The sequence below is a fragment of the Seohaeicola sp. 4SK31 genome, assembly GCF_028802875.1.
Lineage (GTDB): Bacteria > Pseudomonadota > Alphaproteobacteria > Rhodobacterales > Rhodobacteraceae > Seohaeicola.
Genome location: NZ_JARAMP010000009.1, coordinates 100,496 through 122,043, shown reverse-complemented (window position 1 = coordinate 122,043; position 21,548 = coordinate 100,496). Strand labels below are relative to the sequence as shown.

Here is a 21,548-nt window from a genome sequence, read left to right as displayed (position 1 = left end):
ATGCCTAGCTATGTTCCTCGGCCGCCGTGGCGGCAAGCGCGCGGGTATAGGTCTTGAGCGCGTCCACATGGAAGAGCGCGCCCCATAGCTGCGGCTCTTCATTGCCCTCGACACGGGTGACCACCGGCAGGAAGGGAACTCCGGCGCGGTCGAACAGGGGCAGCGCCGCCTCGAGCGTGGCGGTCGCCTCGACATAGATGCCGTCCTCGATCATCTCGCGGCAGGCGGTTTCATCCGCCATGCCGGGATCGCCGACCTTGCGCATCACGGCCGCGACGCGGAACATCGACAAGAGATAGGCCTGCGGCCCGGCCGCCAGATGCACGCCGCGCCGTTCGAGCTGGGTGAGAAAGAAGGACCGGTCCACCAGCCGTGAGGCCAGCGCCGTGGAGAGCGAGACCGCCACCATGACCGCGATGCCGATCTGCCAGTCGCCGGTCATCTCGAACACGATCAGCGTGGTCGAGATCGGAGCGCCCAGCACGGCGGCGGCGACCGCCCCCATGCCCGCCAGCGCATAGATCGTGCTGGCCCCCGACACGTCGGGGAAGATGGCCGTGGCGATCATGCCGAAGGCCAGCCCGGTCAGCGCGCCCACCATCAGCGCGGGCGAGAAGACCCCGCCCCCCATGCGCCCGCCCATGGTGATGGCGACAGCCAGCACCTTGAGTATGCAGAACACGACCGCCTCCCACAGCAGAAGCTGGCCGGTCAGGGCGGCGGATGTCGTCTCGTAGCCGACGCCGATGATATGGGGAAACCAGATCGCCAGCCCGCCCAGCATGGCCCCCGACACCGCCGGGCGCAGCCAGCGCGGCAGGCCGGTTGCGGTCTGGATGCGGTTGCCCATGTCCTCGGCCACGAAGATCGCGCGCATCAGCACCGTGGCCACAAGCCCGCAGAGCAGCCCGAGGATCAGGAACGCGGGCAGTTCGCCATAGAATTCCAGCGTGTTGATCCCCGGCAGCACGAATTCGGTCACGCCGCCATATTCGATCCGGTTGATCACGGTGCCCGCCACGGCGGCAATGGCGATGGGCGCGAAGGCATGCACAGCGAAATGCCGCAGCACCACTTCCAGCGCAAAAAGCGCCCCCGCGATGGGCGCGTTGAAACTGGCCGAGACGGCGGCGGCGACGGCACAGCCCAGCAGGTCGCGCCCGGTGATCCCGTCCGCGCGAATCCGCTCGCTGACCCAGCTTGAGATGACGGCGGCCATATGCACGACAGGACCTTCCCGCCCGCTCGACCCGCCGGTGGACAGGGTGATGAGCGAGGCCGCCGCCGAAGCAAGGCCCGCACGATGCTCGACCCGCCCGTCCTGCAGCGCGGCTCCCTCGATCACATCCGCGACCGAGCGCACCCGCGCATCCGGAGTGAAGCGGTGCAGGATCAGCCCGACCACCAGACCGCCCGCGATCGGCAGGACCAGAACCCAATACCAGGGCATGGTCAGGGCAAAGCTGTGCAGCATCGCCACGTCATCCGTGCCGTAGAGAACCGCCTGCAGCACTTCGATCCCCTTACGGAACAGCAGGGCGGCGAAACCGGCGGCAATGCCGATGATCAGGGCGATCAGCCAGAACTGGAACTGGCTGGGGCCGCGTTGGCGCAAGACGCGCCAGACCTCGGCCAGAAATTGCCGCGCCTGAGTCAGAAGCTGCGACAGCTGCGCCCTCAGGGTCTGCGGCATCAGACGATGTCCGTCCTGCACGGGGTCGCTTGCCTTTCGGGCCATCCATCCCTCGCTCTGACCATGGTCTTGCCCCTTCCCCGTCTGGTCGCCTTGGCCTAGGGTCGGTGCACCCGCCCCTTTCGGAGACCCCGATGACCCGCCCGACAGCCTTTGACGATCTGACCTCCTTGTTAGGACAACGCGCCACCCGGTCCAAGTCCGAACTGGACCAGCATGGCCGCTCGGAGACGCATTTCCCGTCCATGCCGCCCGATGCGGTGGTCTATCCCGAGAGCACGGCCGAGGTGGCGGCGATCGTGGGGATCTGCGCGGCCCATGGCGTGCCTGTGGTGGGCTATGGTGCGGGCACCTCGCTTGAGGGGCAGGCGCAGTCGCCCCATGGCGGGGTTTGTGTGGATTTTCGATTGATGAACAAGGTGTTGCAGGTCAATCCTGAGGATATGGATGTGGTCGTGCAGCCCGGCATCACGCGCGAGGCGTTGAATGCCGAACTGCGGGCCACGGGCTTGTTCTTTCCGGTCGATCCCGGCGCCAATGCCTCGATCGGGGGAATGGCCTCGACGCGGGCCAGCGGCACCACTGCGGTGCGTTACGGCACGATGCGGGACAATGTGCTGGGACTGGAGGTGGTGCTGGCCGATGGGCGCATCATCCGCACGGGCACGCGCGCACGCAAGACGGCGGCGGGATATGACCTGACGGGGTTGTTCGTCGGGGCCGAGGGAACGCTTGGCCTGATCACCGAACTGACCTTGCGGCTGCGGGGCCAGCCCGAAGCGACTGCGGCGGCGATCTGCGGCTTTGCGCAGATGGACGAGGCGGTCGCCGCCGTGATCGACACGATCCAGATGGGTCTGCCCATGGCGCGGATCGAATTCATCGACGCGGCCAGCGTGGCCGCCGTCAACGCATGGTCCGGCACGGATATTCCCTTGACGCCGCATCTGATGGTGGAATTCCACGGCTCGGACAGTGGCGTGCGCGAACAGGCCGAAACCTTGGGCGAGATCGTCGCGGATCATGGCGGCACCGGCTTTGACTGGGCCACCCGGCCCGAGGATCGCAGCACCCTATGGGCGATGCGGCACAATGCCTATTACGCGATCAAGGCCTCCCGCCCCGGCAGCGTCGCGCTGGTGACCGATATCTGCGTGCCGATCTCGCGCTTGGCCGAGGCGGTGACGCAGACGCAGGCGGATATCGCGGCCTCGCCGATTGCGGGGCCAATCCTGGGCCATGTGGGGGACGGCAATTTCCATGCGATCCTGCTCTATGACGATCAGAACCCCGCCGAGGTCGCCGCCGCCCATGATCTGTCGCATCGCATGGTGACACGGGCGCTGGCGCTGGGGGGCACGGCCACGGGCGAGCATGGCGTGGGTCTGGGCAAGCTGGATTACATGCAGGCCGAACATGGGGCGGGATGGGATGTGATGCGCAGCCTCAAGCTGGCACTGGACCCCGGCAATATCATGAACCCCGGCAAGATGCTGCGGCAGGGCTAAGCCCCCCGCTTCATCTTGCCAAAAATACTCAAAAACAACGGCGCATCAGGCGCGGCATGTGACGCGTCAGACCGTGCCCGCCAGCAGCGCGCGGGCGGCGCCGCGCGCCTCGTCGGTGATCGTGTCGCCGGCGACCATGCGCGCGATCTCGTCCACGCGGGCGGATGCGTCCAGCGGCACCACGGTGGTCGTCGTCATCTCGTCCCGCACCCGCTTTTCCACACGCCAGTGATGGGCGCCAAGGGCCGCGACCTGCGGTGAATGGGTGACGACCAGCACCTGCCCGCCCTCGGCCAGCGCGGCCAGCCTGCGGCCCACGGCATCTGCCGTCGCGCCGCCGACACCGCGGTCGATCTCGTCGAAGATCATGGTGATTCCGGCATTGCTGTCGCTGAGGCAGACTTTCAGCGCCAGCAGAAACCGGCTGAGTTCCCCGCCCGAGGCGATGCGCGCCAGTGGTCCGGCAGGCGCACCGGGGTTGGTGGCCACGCTGAAGGTCACGCTGTCGCGCCCCTCCGGTCCGGGTTCGGCGGCGGCAATCTCGGTGCGAAAGACCGCGCGTTCCATCTTGAGCGGGGCCAGTTCCGCCGTGACGGCCGCATCCAGCCGCCCTGCCGCCTCGGCCCGCGCATCGGTCAGGGCGCGGGCCGCCGCATCGAAGGCAGCCTCGGCCTGCGCCAGTTCGGTCCTGAGCGCGCGCAGATCGGCGTCGCCCCGGTCAAGGGCCGCCAGACGGTCGCGCAGACCCTGGGCAAACTGGCCCAGATCATCGGCCAGCACGTCATGCTTGCGCGCCAGCGCCCGGATCGCGAAGAGACGTTCCTCGGTTTCTTCCAGCTCATGCGGATTGAAGCTGAGGACATCCTGCGCGCGTTCCACGCCCTGCACCGCATCCGCCAGCTCGTTCAGCGCGCGCCCGAGTGCCTCAAGGGGGGCGTCGAGCATCCCTTCGGCCCGGTCGGCCAGACCGTCCAGCCAGCGCAGCGCGTCACCCATCGCCCCTTCGGCCCCCTGCGGGCCAAGGGCGGCATGGGCGCGGGCCATATCCTCGCGCATCCGCTCGGCCCCCTGCATCAGGCGGCGGCGCGCGTCCAGTTCGGCCTCCTCGCCCGGCTGCGGGTCCATCGCGTCCAGTTCGGCGACGGCGTGGCGCAGATAGTCTTCCTCGGCGCGCACAGCGGCGATGGCCGCCTCGGCCTCGGTCAGGCGTCTGGACAGGCGCGACCGCGCGCGCCATGTCTCGCGCGTGGTGTCCAGAAGCGGGGCCACCCCGCCAAAGGCATCCAGCAGGGCGCGGTGGCCCTTGGGGTCGAGCAGGCCGCGGTCGTCATGCTGGCCATGCAGTTCCACCAGCCGGTCCGAGAGGGCGCGCAGCACCTCGCCCGAGCAGCGGCGGTCATTGATCCAGGATGTCTTGCGCCCATCGCGGGTGTTGATCCGGCGCAGGATCAGTTCCGGGCCGCTGGGCAGCCCCGCCTCTTCCAGCACGGCATGGGCGGCGTGCCCGTCGGGCAGGTCGAACACCGCGACAACCTCGCCCTGCTCGGCCCCCTGCCGGACCAGTTCGGCCCGGCCGCGCCAGCCCAGAACGAAGCCAAGGGAATCAAGCAGGATCGACTTGCCTGCGCCGGTTTCGCCGGTCAGGACGTTCAGACCCGGCTGGAAGGTCAGGTCCAGCCGGTCAATGATGAGCATGTCGCGGATTTCAAGCGCGCGCAGCATGTCCCCAGTGCCCCCGGCTCATGCCAGACGGCCACAGACCGCAGGGCAAGGCATCACAGCCACTGTCCCCGGATCGTCTGACGGTAGATCTGCGCCAGCCAGCTGTCGCCCGCCGCTTCCAGTTCCAGCCCGCGCCCGGTCAGCAGCTTGAAGCTGTCCTCATACCAGGTGGTGGAGCGGAAGTTATGGCCAAGGATCGCACCCGCGGTCTGCGCCTCCTGGGTCAGACCCAGCGAGAGATAGGCCTCGACCAGACGATGCAGCGCTTCGGCGGTGTGGCTGGTGGTCTGGAAGTCCTGCACGACGACACGGAAGCGATTGATCGCAGCGGTGTAATGCGCGCCCTTGAGGTAGTAGCGCCCGATCTCCATCTCTTTCCCGGCCAGATGGTCGAAGGCAAGATCGAACTTGAGCACCGCAGAGGAGGCATATTCGCTGTCGGGATAAACCTCGATCACGGTGCGCAGCGATTGGAGCGCCTGAAAGGTCAGGCCCTGATCGCGGCCCACATCGTCGATCTGGTCGTAATAGGACAGCGCCAACAGATATTGCGCATAGGCCGCATCCTCATCCGCCGGGTAGAAGTCGATATAGCGCTGCGCAGCGGCGCGGCTGTTTTCGAAGTCACGGGCGGAATGGTAGGAAAACGCCTGCATGATGAGGCCACGCTTGGCCCATTCGGAATAGGGATAGAGGCGTTCGATTTCCGCGAAATAGAAGGCCGCGTCTTCGGGGCGGCTGCGGTCAATCTCGAATTCGCCGCGCTCATAGATCTGTTCGGCGGTGAAACCGTCGAGGGGAATCGATCCGCGCCCTGCGCGTTCCGTCACGCTGTCGCATCCGGCCAGCCAAACAGCCAGTAGAACGCCACCGATCACCTTTGCCCGGGACCCGCCTGTCATGCTTGCTCTCACCCTTGTCTGGTCACGTCAGCAGGTCTTTGCCCTGCCGTTACCGACGGTCCTAGCACAGAAAATTCCGGTGCAAAACGCCTTTGGCGCAAATACTCGGTCCCATGCTGTCCGATGACGGCAGCATGCAGCCTATGCGACTGCGGGAATTTCGTCCATGTGGATGTCCACACCGGGCAGACGCGCGGTCATCGCCGCGTCACAGACCACCATGCTATAGGCCGAGGGGCGGGCGAACAGCGCCCGCAGCAGATCATTGGTCAGGGCATGGCCCGCGCGGTGGCCGGTATAGGCCCCCAGCAACGGCCCGCCAGCCAGCGCCAGATCCCCCAGCGCGTCCAGCATCTTGTGGCGCACGGCCTCGTCCCTGTGGCGCAGGCCACCGGGTGTCAGGATACGGTCGCCATCGACCACCACGGCATTCTCAAGCGTGCCGCCAAGGGCCAGCCCTTGCGCGCGCATCATGTCCACATCGGCCTGACGGCAGAAGGTGCGGCTGTCGCAGAGTTCGCGCACGAAGCTTCCATTGGACATCGGCAGGGACTTGGACTGCTCGCCAATGGCGGCATCGTCGAACTTGATGCTGAAGTCGATCACCAGACGATCGGCGGGCGACAGACGCGCCCAGGCATCGCCACGACGCACTTCGACGGTTTCCAGAACGCGGATCGCGCGCACGGGTGCGGATTGCTGGCGCAGGCCACGGTTCAGGATGGCCCGGACGAAGGAGGCGGAACTGCCGTCAAGGATCGGCACTTCAGGCCCATCCACCTCGATCAGCGCATTGTGCACGCCGCATCCTGCAAGCGCGGCCATCACATGCTCGACGGTCGAGACGCTGACGCCTTGTTCATTTTCCAGAAAGGTGCAGAGCGGCGACTGGCGGACGGAATCCCAGCGGGCGGGGATCATGGCATCGCCGAACAGCACGTCGCTGCGACGGAACCAGATGCCGTGCTCGGCCGCTGCGGGACGGATCACCATGCAGACCGGCTGGCCCGAATGCAATCCGACCCCATCGAAGCGTATCGCCGATTTCAAAGTATGCTGCACGTCAAGCCTCTGGGTCTGCTGTCGCGGTGTTCTCCCGCTGTGACAGGAAAATAGGGATGTGACGCTTTGGTAACAATTCAATCTTTGTAACGGTTTGAAACATCCGCGCAGGGGATGGGCGGATAGTTGCCGCACTGCGGCGGAACAGACCTAAAGCCCTATGAAACAAAAAGAAAAAGACCGCCCGGAGGCGGTCTTTCGCGATCGGATCAGTCACGCAAATGTTGCGTGATCAGTTCGCCTGACGCCGCAGGAAGGCCGGAATCTCGATCCGTTCCTGATCGGGATCCGTGGCTTCGGACGGGGTGGCGCGGGCTTGCTGGGCATAGCCCTGCGGCGCCTGCGCGCGAACCGGCGGCTGCTGGCGCGGGGGATGCGCGGGGGCGCGTTCCTGCGACTCGGCCGAATGGCCGGTCATGCGGTTGATCAGCGAATTGATCCCGAAGCGCGGGCGCTGCTCGGGTTCCGGCTGGGGCTGGGCCACGGGACGCTGCGACTGCGGTGCGGCCTTGTTGACGGCGTGATGCAGGCGGGCCATCGCCTCGGGCGAGGGTGTGCCGGGAGGGGCCGGACGGGGCGCCACGAAATTCTGTGCCTCATCCTCATAGCGGGCAGCCGGGGCCTGGGTCTGGCGCGGCTGATAGGCGGGCGGCGGCAGCGAGTCGTCATACTGCGCGTCGTCGGCGAAGATGTCTTCCATCTGCTCGCTTGCGGCGACCTGATCCACGTCCAGATCTTCAAAGAACGTGGGCTCGGGCGTGCGGGCGGCAGCGGCGGGGCGCTGCGGGGCCTGCTGCGGCGCCGGCGCGGGTTCCTGCACGGGTGCAGGTGCGGCCGGACGGGCCTGTGCCGCCGGGGCCTCGACCGGAGCGGGTGTCGGCTGGCTCAGCGGCTGGGACATGCGGCGGCGGGGGACCGGCATGTCGGTGTTCACTTCGACGGCGTCGATGCCCGTGGCGACAACGCTGACGCGCATCATGCCTTCCATGTCGGTATCCAGGGTCGAGCCGACGATGATATTGGCATCGGCGTCCACTTCCTCGCGGATGCGGTTCGCGGCCTCGTCCAGTTCGAACAGGGTCAGGTCGTGACCGCCGGTGATGTTGATCAGCACGCCCTTGGCGCCGCGCAGGCTGATTTCATCCAGCAGCGGGTTGGCGATGGCCTTTTCGGCGGCCTGAATGGCGCGATCTTCGCCCGAGGCTTCGCCCGTGCCCATCATCGCCTTGCCCATTTCGTCCATGACGGCGCGGACATCGGCGAAGTCGAGGTTGATGAGACCCGGACGGACCATCAGGTCGGTCACGCCCTTGACGCCCTGATAGAGCACGTCATCGGCCATCGAGAAGGCTTCGGTGAAGGTCGTTTTCTCATTGGCCAGACGGAAGAGGTTCTGGTTCGGAATGATGATCAGCGTATCGACCATCTTCTGCAGCGCCTCGACACCTTCTTCGGCCTGACGCATCCGCTTGGCACCTTCGAACTGGAAGGGTTTGGTCACCACGCCCACGGTCAGAACACCCAGCTCGCGCGCGGCCTGCGCGATGATGGGGGCCGCCCCGGTGCCGGTGCCGCCGCCCATGCCTGCGGTGATGAAGCACATATGCGCGCCGGCCAGATGGTCCACGATCTGTTCGATCGATTCCTCGGCGGCGGCGGCGCCCACGGCGGCACGGGCCCCTGCCCCCAGACCTTCGGTGACCTTGACGCCCAGCTGGATGCGGCTGGGGGCGTTGCTTTGCTGCAAGGCCTGCGCATCGGTGTTGGCCACCACGAATTCGACGCCCGTCAGCTTTTTCTCGATCATGTTGTTGACCGCGTTGCCGCCAGCACCGCCGACACCAAATACGGTGATCCGGGGCTTCAGTTCTTCATGTCCGGGCATCGAAAGGTTCAATGTCATGATCTGTCCGCCTGAGGTTTCGGCCCGTATTCACGGGCATTATTTTGCCTAATCCACACGGATGTTAACCTGTGTGGGTCTGAACGTCACCAAAAAAACGCGAATTAACCACAAAATGTGGCGAAGAAATGCTCGCCTCACGCGGGATTTCGCTCAACATGCCAGATATTGCGGTTACCAGTTGTCCTTGAACCATTTTACAGCCCTCTTGAGAGATCGTGCAGGGTAGCGATCCACGGGAATCTCGAAGTCCCACCACTCGTCCTGCGGATGCGCGGCGAACAGGCACAGGCCGACCGCGCTGGCAAAACCGGGGCCCGTGACAGATTGTGGCAGCCCGTGCACACGCAGAGGGCGACCAAGCCGGACCTGATGCCCCAGTATTCGACTGGCCAATCCATCCAATCCGGGAATCTGGCTGCCGCCGCCGGTCAGAACAATTTGCTGGCTGGGCAGATGATCGAACCCGGCCGCATCCAGCCTTGCGCGGACCTCTTCCAGAATTTCCTCGACCCGCGGGCGCATGATGCCGATCAGTTCGGCCCGGCTGACGGTGCGCCGGTCATGTTCCCAATCGCCCGTGTCGCCGCCGATCTCGATCATCTCGCGGTCGTCCATGCCTGTGGCCACGACGCCACCATAAAAGGTCTTGATCCGTTCGGCGGTCGAGGCGGGCACACCAAGCCCCATCGAAATGTCGCCCGTGACATGATCGCCCCCCATCCGCACCGAGTCGGCAAAGATCATGTGCTTTTTCATGAAGATCGAGATGCCGGTGGTGCCGCCGCCCATGTCGATGCAGGCCGCCCCCAGTTCCTGCTCGTCCTCGACCAGCGCCGAAATGCCCGACACGTAAGAGGATGAGGCGACGCCGGCCAGTTCCAGATCGCACCGCTTGACGCAATGGGCCAGGTTCTGGATCGCGATGCCGTCCACGGTCAGCATGTGCATGTCCGTGGCCAGTCGCATCCCCATCTGGCCGCGCGGATCGCCCAGACCCGAGCGGTGGTCCAGCGCAAAGTTGACGGGCTGGGCGTGGAGCACCTCGCGCCCGTCGCCGTAATCCGGCACGTCGCAGGCGCTGAGCACGCGGCTGACATCCTGTTCGGTGACCACATGCCCTTCCAAGTCGATGGCCCCGGCCAGACCATAGCTGCGCGGATCACCGCCCGAGAAACAGGCGATGACATGATCGACGCGGATGTTGGCCATCTTCTGCGCGGCCTGCACCGCGGTGCGGATCGCGCGTTCGGTTTCCTGCATGGCGTGGATCTCGCCGAAGCGCACCCCGCGCGAGCGGGTGGTGGCGGCCCCGATGACGCGGAACCCCGCCTGCCCTGCCATCGGGCCGATTCCTTCCGTTTCGGTGCCGCGATCGGCCCCGTCGAAGCGCAGGACCAGACAGGCAATCTTGGAGCTGCCCACATCCAGAATGGCCACGACACCGCGTTGCATGGCGGCGCGGCGCATGTTCCGCATGGCGCGCTGGCTGTGGTAAAGCTCGATCATCGTCCTGCTATCCCTGCGTTTGTTGCCTGCAATTCGTGCCACTGTTCAACAGCGGCGGCATTCATCCGGATCGTCGGGCGTGCCGCCAGTCGCATGTCGACCACGGCCAGATCCCGTTCCAGCATCTCGTGGACCTGCCCCAGCGCGATGACACGCTCCAACGCCTGCACCGGCGCATCCTCGGGCAGAAGAATGCGCTGATCACGGTCAAGCACCACATCCCAGCGCCGTTCGCCCATGCGCACGAGCCCACGCATCCGCGCGCCCAGCGGCCCGGCGGCGCGGACCAGATCCAGCGCTTCGGTCACATGTTTGTCCGCCCCCTCGCCCGCAATCAGCGGCAGGGTGGCATATTCCTCGCGCGAGGTGGCGGGGCCGGTGATCATGCCGTCCGCGTCCAGCACCTCAAGACCCTGAGCCGTCCGCCAGAGCACCGCCGGCACCCGCTCGGTCACATCGACCTGAAGGATGCCGCCCGAGCGCACGCGCACGCGCGCATCCGCCACGGCGGGCAATTCGCGGATCGCGGTCAGGATCGCCTCAAGGTCCAGATCGAAGCTGCTGACGGGAAAATCCAGTTGCAGGATCTCGCGGATGTCTTCGGCGACAGAGGTCGAGGCCCCGTCGATGGCCATGAGGCTGACCATGAACTCCGGTCTGCTCTGGAACTGGTCGCGCAGATCGGTGATCCCGGTGACCACGGCCTCGCGCCGCATGTCGTCAGACATGTAGATCGTGACCGACCCGAAGGCGATGACGAAGGGCAGACCGACGCGCAACAGGTTGCGATAGAGCGGCGTCAGCATCAGGCGCTGCATCCGGTAGGACCAGCGCGAGGGGGCAGGATCGAGTCGCGGGCCTATCTGTTGCATGACGCATCCTCCACCATCCAGGCACAGAACTGCCCGAAGCTGAGGCCCGCCAGTCCGGCATGTTCGGGCGAGAGCGAAGTGGGCGTCATGCCCGGTTGCGTATTGGTTTCCAGCAGCACCAGACCGTCCAGCCCGCGCGCCTCGTCCCACCGCAGGTCGGTGCGGGTCACGCCACGACACCCCAGAACGCGATGCGCGCGCAGCGCATAGTCAAGGCAGGCATCCGTGATCTGGGCAGGCAGTTCGGCCGGGCAGACATGGCGCGACCCGCCGGGCTTGTACTTGGCGTCATAGTCATACCAGCCATCGGTGATGATCTCGGTCACGCCCAATGCGCGGTCGCCCATGACGGTCACGGTCAATTCGCGACCCGGCGCATAAGCCTCGACCATCAGCACATCCGGCAGACCATCCGGCAGGCGGGGCGCGTTCATGCCTTCACGCACGATCACGACGCCGACCGAAGACCCTTCGTCATAGGGTTTGACCACATAGGGTGGGTCCATCAGGTGGCTGGCCGCAATCTCGGCCTGATGTGCCAGCAGGCTGGGCACCACGGGCAGGCCCTCAGTGCGGTAGAGATCCTTGGTGCGCTGCTTGTCCATCGCCAGGGCCGAGGCCAGCACGCCCGAATGGGTATAGGGCAGCCGCAGCCATTCCAGCATCCCCTGCACGCAGCCATCCTCGCCCCAGCGGCCATGCAGGGCGTTGAAGACGACATCGGGAGCAATCTCGGTCAGGCGCGCAGCAAGGTCGGGCCCTGCGTCCAGCGCAACGACCTCATATCCTTCGCCCCTCAATGCTGCGGCGCATTCGCGCCCTGATGACAGGGAGACCTCGCGTTCAGCCGAAGCGCCGCCCATCAATACTGCAACCTTGGGGGTTGTCCTGCCCGACATACCCAATTCGTGCCTCAGTTCCCGGGTCTTTTGTGACCCCGTTTTTTGCTAGTGCCTGTCAACCGCGTTCCGGGATCGTTTCGCCGACCCTCATGATTTCCCACTCTAGCGTGATACCGGTTGAATCGTAAACCTTTTTTCGCACCATTTCACCAAGCATTTCCAGATCGGCGGCTGTCGCCCCCCCGGCATTGATCAGAAAATTGGCGTGCATCTCGCTCATCTGCGCGCCGCCCAGACGCGCGCCGCGCATCCCGGCATCCTCGATGACCTTCCACGCCTTCAGATCGTGCACATCATCGGCCCGTCCGGTGCTGGAAAACCCGGCAGGGTTGCGGAAGGTGCTGCCGGCGCTGCGGTCGCGCGTGGGCTGGCTGGCGTCGCGTTTTGCGATCTGCTCGTCCATCCGGGCGGCCAGTCGGGCGGGGTCGCCTGCGGGGGCCCTGAACGTGGCGCCGATCAGCACCCAACCCTCGGGCAGATGGCTTTGGCGATAGGCGAATTGCAGCGCATCCGGCGTCAGGGTCACGATCCGGCCGTCGCGGGTGACGACCGTGGCATCGATCAGAACATCAGCCACATAGCTGCCATAGCAGCCCGCATTCATCCGCACCGCCCCGCCGATGCTGCCCGGAATGGTGCGCAGGAAGGTCAGGTCCAGCCCGGCCTCGGCCGCGCGGCGCGCCACATGGGCATCCAGCGCCGCTGCCCCTGCGGTGACGCAGTCGCCTGCCACCTCGATCCCGTTGAAGCCGCGCCCCAGCCGGATCACCACGGCGCGCAGGCCGCCGTCGCGCACGATCAGGTTGCTGCCCACACCCATGGGAAAAACCGGCACATCCGCATCCAGTTCCCGCAGGAAAAGCGCCAGATCATCGGCATCGGCGGGCTGGTAGATCCAGTCGGCAGGTCCGCCCACGCGCAACCATGTCAATTCGGACAGGGGCTTGCCTGCCGTCAGGCTGCCGCGCAGCCCCGCAATCGCATCGGGTCGGGCCATCTCATTTCTCCATCCGGCGGCGCATCCAGCGGCCCAGATAGACCACCGGCCAGCGCAATAGGCTCATCCCGGCCGCCATGGCGATCAGCCCGGCGACCGGACCGTTCTCATAGGTCACATAGCCCAGAAGGGGAATACCGCAGACGATCAGCACATAGGCGCGTCGCCAGTGATTGTCGCGCGAGGGGATCATCGCGGCAAGGTTGGCGGCCACAGCCCAGAGACAGGCGAGGATCAGCGACAGGCTCATGATGCACCTCCGATCAGCGAGGCCATGAATGTGGCCACACAGGTGACGATGCCCAGCACCGGCACGGCCATGGGCACCACGAAAGGCCCCTCCGGCACCTGCCGCTTCAACCCGATCAGGGCGGCATTGACGATGATGAAGACGATCAGCAGGGCCTGCGTCGTGATCTCGGCCAGCACTGCAACGGGCAGGGTCAGGGCTGACAGCGTGACCGCCGCCCCGATGACCAGCGTGCCCAGCACCGGCGTGCCGAAGCGTTTATGCGCGTGGCGGAACACCGACAGACCCGGCGAGCGTTTGCCAAGGCCAAACAGCACCCGCGCCGCCATGACGATCTGCGCCAGCACCCCGTTCAGCGCCGCCGCCACCGCTATGGCCGCCAGAAAGGCGGCGGAGGTGCCCATCCCCGCCTCCCAGACCAGCGCCAGCGGGCGTTCGGAGGCCCCCAGCACCTCGCGAGGGACGGCGCGCACGGCGGCAAGCGAGACCAGCATATAAAGAAGACCCGTGATCGCCAGCGCCCAAAGGATCGCGCGCGGCATGTTGCGTTCGGGTTCGCGCGCCTCCTCGGCCATGTTGACCATGTCGTCAAAGCCGATGAAGGCGAAGAAGGCGAAGATCGTCGCCGCCGCCACGCCGGACCATTCGGGCGCGGGCGGTGCAGTCCAGTCCGCCACGGGCGCGGCCGCGAAACCCGCCGCGATCACCAAGGTCAGGCCGATCACCTCGATCACGGTCATGAGCGCGGCAAAGGCCAGGCTTTCCAACACCCCGACCAGCGCGATCAGGGTCATCGCCGCCCCAAGACCCAGCACACCCCAGACAAAGGGAATATCCAGGATCGAGGTCAGATATCCCACACCGCCGCGCAGCACCGCCGCCGCCGCCACCGTGCCCGCGACCACATTGACCGCCCCCACCGCCACGGCCAGCCCGTGCCGCCGCAGACCGACCTCCACATAAGAGGAATCCCCCGCCGCTTCGGGGATGCGCGCCGCCAGTTCGGAAAAGCTGAGCGCCGTGGGCACCGCGACGATGGCCGCCAGCAGAAAGGACAACGGCGCCCAGACACCCGCCGCCCCTGCTGCGGCCCCGGTCAGCACATAGATGCCCGCGCCGACCATGATACCCACGCCGTAGGCTGTCAGCAGGCCCGGTCCGATCCGACGTTTCAACGCCTCAGCCATGGCCCGCCTCCTGCCTGCGCGCGCCCTGCTTCATCTTGCCAAAAATACTCATCGCGCATCCGTGCCGCGTCATGCAACGGGCGCGGACCGGGCGCACGCGCTCAGCCTTGCAGCCGCGCGGGCAGGTTGTTTGCCCATGCGCTGATCGTGCCTGCCCCAAGACAGACCACCATATCCCCCGGACGCGCCTGTTCGCGCACCAATCGCAGCAGATCATCCTCATCCGTGACCGCCCGCGCATGGCGATGCCCGTGCCGGATCAGCCCCGCCACCAGATCGTCGCGGCTGGCACCTGCAATAGGTGCCTCGCCCGCAGCATAGACCTCGGCAATGGCCACGACATCGGCCTCGTTGAAACAGCCGCAGAAATCCTCGAACAGCGCCGACAGGCGGGTGTAGCGATGCGGCTGATGCACCGCAATCACGCGGCCCTGTGTTGCCTGCCGTGCGGCGCGCAAGACGGCGGCGATCTCGACCGGATGGTGGCCATAATCGTCGATGATGGTGACGCCGTTCACCTCGCCCACCTTGGTGAAGCGCCGGTTCACGCCGCCAAAGGCCGCCAGCGCGCCCCGGATCTCGTCACCCTTCATGCCCAGATGCCGCGCCACGGCCACAGCCGCCAGCGCGTTCGAGACGTTGTGATCCCCCGGCATCGGCAGGGTGCAGCCCTCGATCAGAATATCCTCGGTCTGAAGGGCGATGTCGAAATGGGCCACGCCGGCGTCGTAGCGCAGGTTCAGCGCGCGCACATCCGCCTGCGCGTTGAAGCCATAGGTGATGACGCGGCGGTCGGTGATCTTGCCCACAAGGCTGCGCACTTCGGGATGATCCGTGCAGCAGACGGCCACGCCGTAGAAGGGGATATTCGAGACGAAATCGACAAAGCCCTGTTTCAGCCGCTCGAAATCGCCCCAATGTTCCATATGTTCGGGGTCGATATTGGTGACGATGGCAATGGTCGCAGGCAGGCGGTTGAAAGTGCCGTCACTCTCGTCCGCCTCGACCACCATCCATTCGCCCTGCCCCATCCGCGCATTGGAGCCATAGGCATGGATGATCCCGCCATTGACGACCGTGGGGTCGATCCCGCCCGCCACCAGCACCTCGGCCACCATCGTCGTGGTCGTGGTCTTGCCATGGGTGCCCGCGATGGCGATGTTGGATTTCAGCCGCATCAACTCGGCCAGCATCTCGGCCCGGCGCACGATCGGCAGGCCCATGCGGCGGGCCTCGTCCAGTTCGGGATTGCCCGGCTTGATCGCGCTGGAGATCACGACGACCTGCGCGCCTGTCAGGTTCGCGGCGGCCTGTCCTTCAAAGATCGTGGCCCCCAGACCCGCCAGACGGTCGGTGATCTTGGTGGTTTTCTGGTCCGAGCCCTGCACCGTATAGCCGTGGTTCAGCAGCACCTCGGCGATGCCGGACATGCCGATGCCACCGATGCCGACGAAATGGATGGGGCCGACATCGCCGGGAAGTTTCGTTGCCGCGTTCATGCCTTGCCTTTCCGGGTCTTGCTTGTCTGGGCCAGCGCCTCGACCATATCGGCCAGCGTCTGCGCCGCATCGGGGCGGCCGCAGGACAGCGCCGCACGGGCCATATCCTCGGCCCCTTGGGGATTGTCCAGCACCAGCGTCATCTGTTCGGCCAGAACCTGCGCGTCCAGCCGGCTTTCGGGGATCAGGATCGCGGCGCCCGCCGCGACCAGCCCGCGCGCATTGGCGCTTTGGTGGTCAGCGGTCGCTGCCGCGAAGGGGATCAGGATCGAGGGGCGGCCGATCACGCTGAGATCGGCCACGCTGGAGGCGCCTGCCCGGCTGATGACCAATTGCGCCTCGCTCATGCGGCGGGGCACGTCCTGAAAGAAGGGTTGCACCTCAGCGCCGATCCCGGCGCTGGCATAGGCGGCCTCGACCCGCTCGACATCCTCTGCGCGGGCCTGATGGCTGACGCGGATATTGCGGCGCAGGGCATCCGGCAAAGCGGCAACGGCGGCGGGCACCACATCCGACAGGACGCGCGCCCCCTGGCTTCCGCCGATCACCAGCAGCGACATCGGGTAATCCCCCGGCGCGATATAGCCCGCGCCCGCGCGTTCCAGCACAGCGGCGCGCACGGGGTTGCCCACATCCGCGCCCTCGATTCCGGCGGGCAGGTCGGTGGGCCATGTGCCACAGGCGACCCGGTCCACCCGCCGCGCAAACAGCCGGTTCACCCGGCCCAGCACGCCGTTCTGTTCATGGATCATGCGCGGCAGGCGCAAGAGCGTCGCCGCGGCCATGGCCGGGATCGCGGGGTATCCGCCAAAGCCCACCACCGCGACGGGCCGATCCCCCCGCATCCGCCAGAGCGCGCCCAGAATGCCGCCCAGCACGCGGAAGGGCACCATCGCGCGGGCCAGCACGCCACCGCGCGCGAAGGTGGCGCTGGCGATCTGCTCGATCTCGACCGAATGGGGAAAGCCGCCCGTATAGCGCGCGCCGCGCGCATCGGTGCTGAGCTTCACGCGCCAGCCCCGACGCAGCATCACCTCGGCCAGCGATTGGGCCGGAAACATGTGCCCGCCGGTGCCACCGGCGGCGATGACCAGCAAAGGCGCGTCGCGGTTCATCGGATGCGCCCTCTCAGGATGTCTCCGATCTCGCCCTGCGGACGGGTGCGGGTGAAGGCCAGCAGCATGCCGACGGCGATGCCGCCCGCGATCAGGGACGAGCCACCATAGCTGACGAAGGGCAAGGTCATGCCCTTGGCGGGCAGCAGGCGCACGGCCACGCCCATGTTGATCATCGCCTGCACGCCGAACATGCAGGCCAGCCCCGTGCCGGCCAGCCGGATGAAGGGATCACGCTCGCGCATCAGACGCAGCAGCGAGCGCACGACCACACTGGCATAGAGCAGGATGATGCACAGGACGAGGACAAGGCCATATTCCTCGGCCGCGACGGCGATGATGAAGTCGGTATGCGCGTCAGGCAGCGACCACTTCACCTCGCCCCCGCCGACGCCGACGCCGAAAAAGCCGCCCTCCTGAATGGCGTTGGTGGCATAGCCCAGCTGCGTGCGCGGGTCCACGTCGGGGGTCAGGAAGCCGTCGATGCGGCGGGCGAAATGTTCGGAATTCTCATAGGCGAAGGTGCCGCCCAGCACGACCAGCCCGGCCATCGCCACCAGAAGGACCATCGGCGCACCTGCCACGAAATACATCACACCCCAGCCGAACAGCACCAGCGCCGCCTGCCCGAAATCGGGTTGAAAGGCCAGCAAAAGCACGATGGCGGCGGCCAGCATCAGCGACCAGAGGCGACCGGGCGGGCCGTTGATCTCTTGCCCCGCGGCCAGCATCCATGCGGCCACGACGATGAAACCGGGCTTGAGGAATTCGGACGGCTGCACGCTGGCAAAGCCCAGCGAATACCAGCGCATCGCGCCCTTGCCGAAATCGGTGCCGAAGAAGGGCAGCCCGATCAGCGAAATGAAAGCAAGGGTGAAGCCCACCACCGCCAGACGCCGCACCAGAAGCGGGCTCATCATCGAGGTGAGGAACATCACGATCAGCGCGACGCTGCCGAACATGGCCTGCCGTTCGACATAGTGGAATGGCGCCAGCCCGTTCTTGGAGGCCAGAGGCGGCGAGGCGGCAAAGCCCAGCAGCAACCCGATTCCGAACAGGATCAGGATGCAGGACATCGACCAGCGGTCGATGGTGCGCCACCATTTGGGAAGAACAGGCTCTACGTTCCTGACCGGAACCGAGCCATAGACCATCTCTGTCATGGGTTAACCGCCGTACACTGCCTCGAATATCGCCCCTTTGCGGGGTCTGGGTGCAAGTGTAGCGCGAAAATAACCGCAATGAAAGCCTTATCCCCTTGCCTTGGCGGGCAAATCGCGCCACCTGCCCGTCCATGCAGGTTGACACGCTGATCCTTGGTGCCGGGGCCGCAGGGCTGATGGCGGCCGCCCATGCGGGGGGCCGGGTTCTGGTCGTGGATCACGCAAAGGCACCGGGCGAGAAGATCCGCATTTCCGGCGGCGGGCGGTGCAATTTCACCAACCTTCACGCGTCCCCAGCCAATTTCCTCAGCCGCAACCCGCATTTCTGCAAATCGGCGTTGAAACGCTATACCCAGTGGGATTTTCTGGACCTTGTGGCGCGCCACGGTATCGCATGGCATGAAAAGACCTTGGGGCAGTTGTTCTGCGACGGGTCAGCGAAAGAGATCGTGGCGATGCTGCTGGCCGAGATGAAGGCGGCAGGTGCGGATCTGTGGCTGTCCACGGCTGTATTGTCCGTGGCGCGGGATGACGCAGGTTTTGCCGTGACGCTGGAGCGGGAGGGGCGGCAGGTCGTGGTGCGGGCCGCGCACCTGATCGTGGCGACGGGCGGCAAGTCGATCCCCAAGATGGGCGCGACGGGTCTGGCCTATGACATCGCGCGCCAGTTCGGCCATGCGCTGACAGATATCCGCCCTGCCCTTGTGCCCCTTACCTTCCAGCCGGATCGTTTCGCGCCCTTGGCAGGCGTGGCCTTGCCCGTCACCGCCGCCTGCCACGCGACCAGCTTTGCCGAAGCGATGCTCTTCACCCATCGCGGGCTGTCGGGTCCTGCCATCCTGCAAATCTCAAGCTATTGGGTCGAGGGCGAAAGTATCCGCGTCAACCTGATGCCCGGCGCCGATCCCTATGCGCTGCTGCGCGCCCAGCGGCAGGAGAGCGGGCGGCGGCAGATGCAGACGGTGCTGGCGCAGATGCTGCCGGGGCGGCTGGCCGATCATCTGGCCACGGATTGGGCGCTGACGGGCAATCTGGCCGATCAGAACGATGTGAAACTGCGCGCGCTGGCGGATCGCCTGACCGGGTGGGAGCTGACGCCGACCGGGTCCGAGGGCTACCGCACCGCCGAAGTGACCCTTGGCGGGGTCGATACCGACGGGCTGTCCTCGCAATCCATGATGTCCAAGACCGTGCCCGACCTCTATTTCATCGGCGAGGCCGTAGACGTGACCGGCTGGCTGGGCGGCTACAACTTCCAATGGGCCTGGTCGAGTGGCGTGGCGGCGGGAAGGGATATCGCGGCAAGGGGGTAAGCCGCGCGGGGAAACCCCCTACCCCTTCAGCGCCGCCTTCACGCGTGCCGCGAAATCCTCGCCGCGTTTCTCGAAGTTGTCGTATTGGTCGAAACTCGCTGCCGCAGGGGCCAGCAAGACCACCTCTCCGGGTTGTGCTTCGGCCATGGCGCGAGCCACCGCCATCTCCATCGTGGTGCAGATTTCCGTCTCCACCTCGGGCAATTGCAGGGCGAACCCCGCCGCCTCGCGCCCGATGACATAGGCCTTCACCACCGAACCCAATGAGGCGCGCAGACCGTCCAGCCCGCCCTCCTTCTCCAGCCCGCCGCAGATCCAGCGGACCTTGTCGAAAGCCGCCAGCGCCTTGGCGGCGCTGTCCACATTGGTGGCCTTGCTGTCGTTCACATAGCGCACCCCACCCGCCTCGGCGATGGTCTGGCTGCGATGCGGCAGGCCCGGATAGCTGGCCAGCCCCGCCTCGATCACGCGCGGCGCCAGTCCCAGCGTGCGGGCTGCGGCATAGGCGGCGCAGGCGTTCTGGTGGTTATGCGCTCCGGGCAGGCCCTGCATGGGGCGCAGGTCGATGGCGGCCACCTGCTTGCCCTTGCGCCATTCCGCCAGAAACCCCTTGCGCGCAAAGACATGCCAGCCCGGCCCGGTCAGTTTCTGCGCGGCGGATACACGGATCACCCGGTCATCGGCGGGACCTTCCGAGAGTTGGTTGGCCAGATAAAGCCCCTCGACCTCATCCACACCGATCACGGCACGGTCCGGCCCGCCTTCGGCAAAGAGACGCCGCTTGGCCGCGAAATAGCCGCCCATGCCGGCGTGACGGTCCAGATGGTCGGGGCTGAGATTGGTGAAGACCGCCACATCCGGCGTCAAGGCGCGGGCCAGATCCGTCTGGTAGCTGGACAGTTCCAGCACCACGACGCCGCCATCCTCGGGCGGGTCGATATCCAGCACGCCGCGTCCGATATTGCCCGCCAGTTGCGCAGACCGCCCGGCCTGTTCCAGAATGTGATGGATCAGGGCCGATGTGGTGGATTTTCCGTTGGACCCGGTGATGGCGATGACGCGGGGGGATGTGTCGAAATCCTCCCACTCGCTGACGGCGAGAGAGCGGAAGAACAGCCCGATATCGTTATCGACCGGCACCCCCGCCTCATAGGCGGCGCGGATCACCCGGTTGGGTTCGGGGTAGAGATGCGGGATGCCGGGGCTGACGATGAGGCTCGCGATGTCATCGAAGGCACCGGCGCGGGTCAGGTCGCGGATGGTGAAACCCTCGGCCTCGGCGCGGTCGCGCGCGGCGGCGTTGTCATCCCAGCAGACAGGGGTTGCCCCACCCGCCGCAAGGCTGCGCGCCGTGGCCAAACCGGATCGGCCCAGCCCCAATACCGCCAGTGTCTGCCCCTCATGTCCGCGCACCGGAATCATCTGTCGCTCCTGCTGTCTGATCGGTTCAGACAATGCGACGCGCCCTGATGGACCGCAAGGGCGGGCAGAAGATCGCCGATGCTCTGTCTATCCGGCCATAAGGTTGGCATCGCGGGCCTGTTGACCTATCTTTGCAGCATGAAAAACGTTGAACGCACTGCCCGCCTTGCCCTTGCAGCCCTTTGCCTGACGCTGGCACCGGCCTTTGCCGACCAGACGACACATACCTGGATCCCCGAGGAGATCGCGTTGCCGCAGGACATGGAGATCGTGATCGACCGCAGCATCGGGTCGGCCAACCGGATGCTGTCCTTCACCACGGACGAAGATCCCGACTCGCTGGCCGATACATGGCGCGCGGCGCTGGAAAAGGGGCCCTATCAGGTGAAACCGGCTGCCGAGGGCATGGACCGCCGCCTGATCGAGTTTTCGGGCGGGCGTGTGCAGAACGGGCAGATCAGCTTCATGCATGGCGCTGACAGCACCAGCACAACGGTGCAATTCGACGCCTCGATCAACGATTGATCCA

At 66.1% G+C, this 21,548-nt stretch carries 18 protein-coding genes; 3 read left to right on the top strand and 15 right to left on the bottom strand.

Translation table 11 applies throughout. From position 1 onward, the window contains the following. Positions 1-4: 4 nt before the first annotated feature. Complete coding sequence (locus tag PVW27_RS09645) at positions 5-1,693, bottom strand: chloride channel protein (protein WP_274557219.1); 1,689 nt, start codon at positions 1,691-1,693, stop codon at positions 5-7. A 134-nt stretch (positions 1,694-1,827) separates the two neighbouring features. On the opposite strand from PVW27_RS09645, the gene PVW27_RS09640 reads away from it, so the two are divergent. Beyond that, positions 1,828-3,201: an FAD-binding oxidoreductase gene (locus PVW27_RS09640; RefSeq protein ID WP_274557217.1), complete on the top strand. Its 1,374-nt coding sequence runs from the start codon at positions 1,828-1,830 to the stop codon at positions 3,199-3,201. 66 nt (positions 3,202-3,267) lie between these two features. Here PVW27_RS09640 and recN read toward each other — a convergent pair whose 3' ends face one another. From recN to ftsW, 13 genes are all read right to left on the bottom strand, one after another. Next, the gene (recN, locus tag PVW27_RS09635) at positions 3,268-4,923 is read right to left on the bottom strand and encodes a DNA repair protein RecN (RefSeq protein ID WP_274557215.1); all 1,656 of its coding nucleotides are present in this window, start codon (positions 4,921-4,923) and stop codon (positions 3,268-3,270) included. A 53-nt stretch (positions 4,924-4,976) separates the two neighbouring features. Further along, positions 4,977-5,825, bottom strand: coding sequence for an outer membrane protein assembly factor BamD (locus PVW27_RS09630; RefSeq protein WP_274557213.1), 849 nt, complete (start codon positions 5,823-5,825; stop codon positions 4,977-4,979). A gap of 141 nt (positions 5,826-5,966) precedes the next feature. Continuing rightward, positions 5,967-6,887: a UDP-3-O-acyl-N-acetylglucosamine deacetylase gene (gene lpxC, locus PVW27_RS09625; RefSeq protein WP_274557211.1), complete on the bottom strand. Its 921-nt coding sequence runs from the start codon at positions 6,885-6,887 to the stop codon at positions 5,967-5,969. Between the two features lie 232 nt (positions 6,888-7,119). Beyond that, positions 7,120-8,790, bottom strand: coding sequence for a cell division protein FtsZ (ftsZ, locus tag PVW27_RS09620; protein ID WP_274557210.1), 1,671 nt, complete (start codon positions 8,788-8,790; stop codon positions 7,120-7,122). A 174-nt stretch (positions 8,791-8,964) separates the two neighbouring features. Continuing rightward, positions 8,965-10,299 carry a cell division protein FtsA gene (gene ftsA, locus PVW27_RS09615; RefSeq protein WP_274557209.1) on the bottom strand — a complete coding sequence of 445 codons (1,335 nt, stop codon included), beginning with the start codon at positions 10,297-10,299 and terminating at the stop codon, positions 8,965-8,967. Further along, complete coding sequence (locus tag PVW27_RS09610; RefSeq protein ID WP_274557207.1) at positions 10,296-11,171, bottom strand: cell division protein FtsQ/DivIB; 876 nt, start codon at positions 11,169-11,171, stop codon at positions 10,296-10,298. Before PVW27_RS09610 ends, ftsA begins: the two co-directional genes overlap by 4 nt. After that, on the bottom strand, positions 11,159-12,070 hold the full coding sequence (locus PVW27_RS09605; RefSeq protein WP_274557205.1) for a D-alanine--D-alanine ligase: 912 nt from the start codon (positions 12,068-12,070) through the stop codon (positions 11,159-11,161). The genes PVW27_RS09610 and PVW27_RS09605 overlap by 13 nt, the downstream gene beginning before the upstream one ends. Before the next feature lie 58 nt (positions 12,071-12,128). After that, a complete protein-coding gene (gene murB / locus PVW27_RS09600; protein WP_274557203.1) occupies positions 12,129-13,070 on the bottom strand; it encodes a UDP-N-acetylmuramate dehydrogenase in 942 nt (313 codons plus the stop codon). A gap of 1 nt (position 13,071) precedes the next feature. Beyond that, positions 13,072-13,320 (bottom strand): DUF2484 family protein, encoded by a 249-nt coding sequence (locus PVW27_RS09595; RefSeq protein WP_274557201.1) that lies wholly within the window; start codon positions 13,318-13,320, stop codon positions 13,072-13,074. Further along, positions 13,317-14,507 (bottom strand): APC family permease, encoded by a 1,191-nt coding sequence (locus PVW27_RS09590; RefSeq protein ID WP_274557199.1) that lies wholly within the window; start codon positions 14,505-14,507, stop codon positions 13,317-13,319. The genes PVW27_RS09595 and PVW27_RS09590 overlap by 4 nt, the downstream gene beginning before the upstream one ends. Before the next feature lie 101 nt (positions 14,508-14,608). Next, positions 14,609-16,006, bottom strand: a complete 1,398-nt coding sequence (gene murC, locus PVW27_RS09585) for a UDP-N-acetylmuramate--L-alanine ligase (protein WP_274557197.1) — start codon at positions 16,004-16,006, stop codon at positions 14,609-14,611. Further along, the gene (locus PVW27_RS09580; RefSeq protein WP_274557195.1) at positions 16,003-17,121 is read right to left on the bottom strand and encodes a UDP-N-acetylglucosamine--N-acetylmuramyl-(pentapeptide) pyrophosphoryl-undecaprenol N-acetylglucosamine transferase; all 1,119 of its coding nucleotides are present in this window, start codon (positions 17,119-17,121) and stop codon (positions 16,003-16,005) included. Before PVW27_RS09580 ends, murC begins: the two co-directional genes overlap by 4 nt. Next, positions 17,118-18,284: a putative lipid II flippase FtsW gene (ftsW, locus tag PVW27_RS09575; protein WP_274557193.1), complete on the bottom strand. Its 1,167-nt coding sequence runs from the start codon at positions 18,282-18,284 to the stop codon at positions 17,118-17,120. Before ftsW ends, PVW27_RS09580 begins: the two co-directional genes overlap by 4 nt. Before the next feature lie 131 nt (positions 18,285-18,415). On the opposite strand from ftsW, the gene PVW27_RS09570 reads away from it, so the two are divergent. Then, positions 18,416-19,597, top strand: coding sequence for an NAD(P)/FAD-dependent oxidoreductase (locus PVW27_RS09570; protein WP_274557191.1), 1,182 nt, complete (start codon positions 18,416-18,418; stop codon positions 19,595-19,597). Positions 19,598-19,615: 18 nt separating this feature from the next. On the opposite strand, the gene murD is transcribed toward PVW27_RS09570, so the two are convergent. Next, entirely contained in the window at positions 19,616-21,019 is a 1,404-nt protein-coding gene (murD, locus tag PVW27_RS09565; RefSeq protein WP_274557190.1) for a UDP-N-acetylmuramoyl-L-alanine--D-glutamate ligase, read from the bottom strand. A 138-nt stretch (positions 21,020-21,157) separates the two neighbouring features. On the opposite strand from murD, the gene PVW27_RS09560 reads away from it, so the two are divergent. Continuing rightward, a complete protein-coding gene (locus tag PVW27_RS09560; protein WP_274557187.1) occupies positions 21,158-21,544 on the top strand; it encodes a hypothetical protein in 387 nt (128 codons plus the stop codon). Positions 21,545-21,548: the final 4 nt, after the last annotated feature.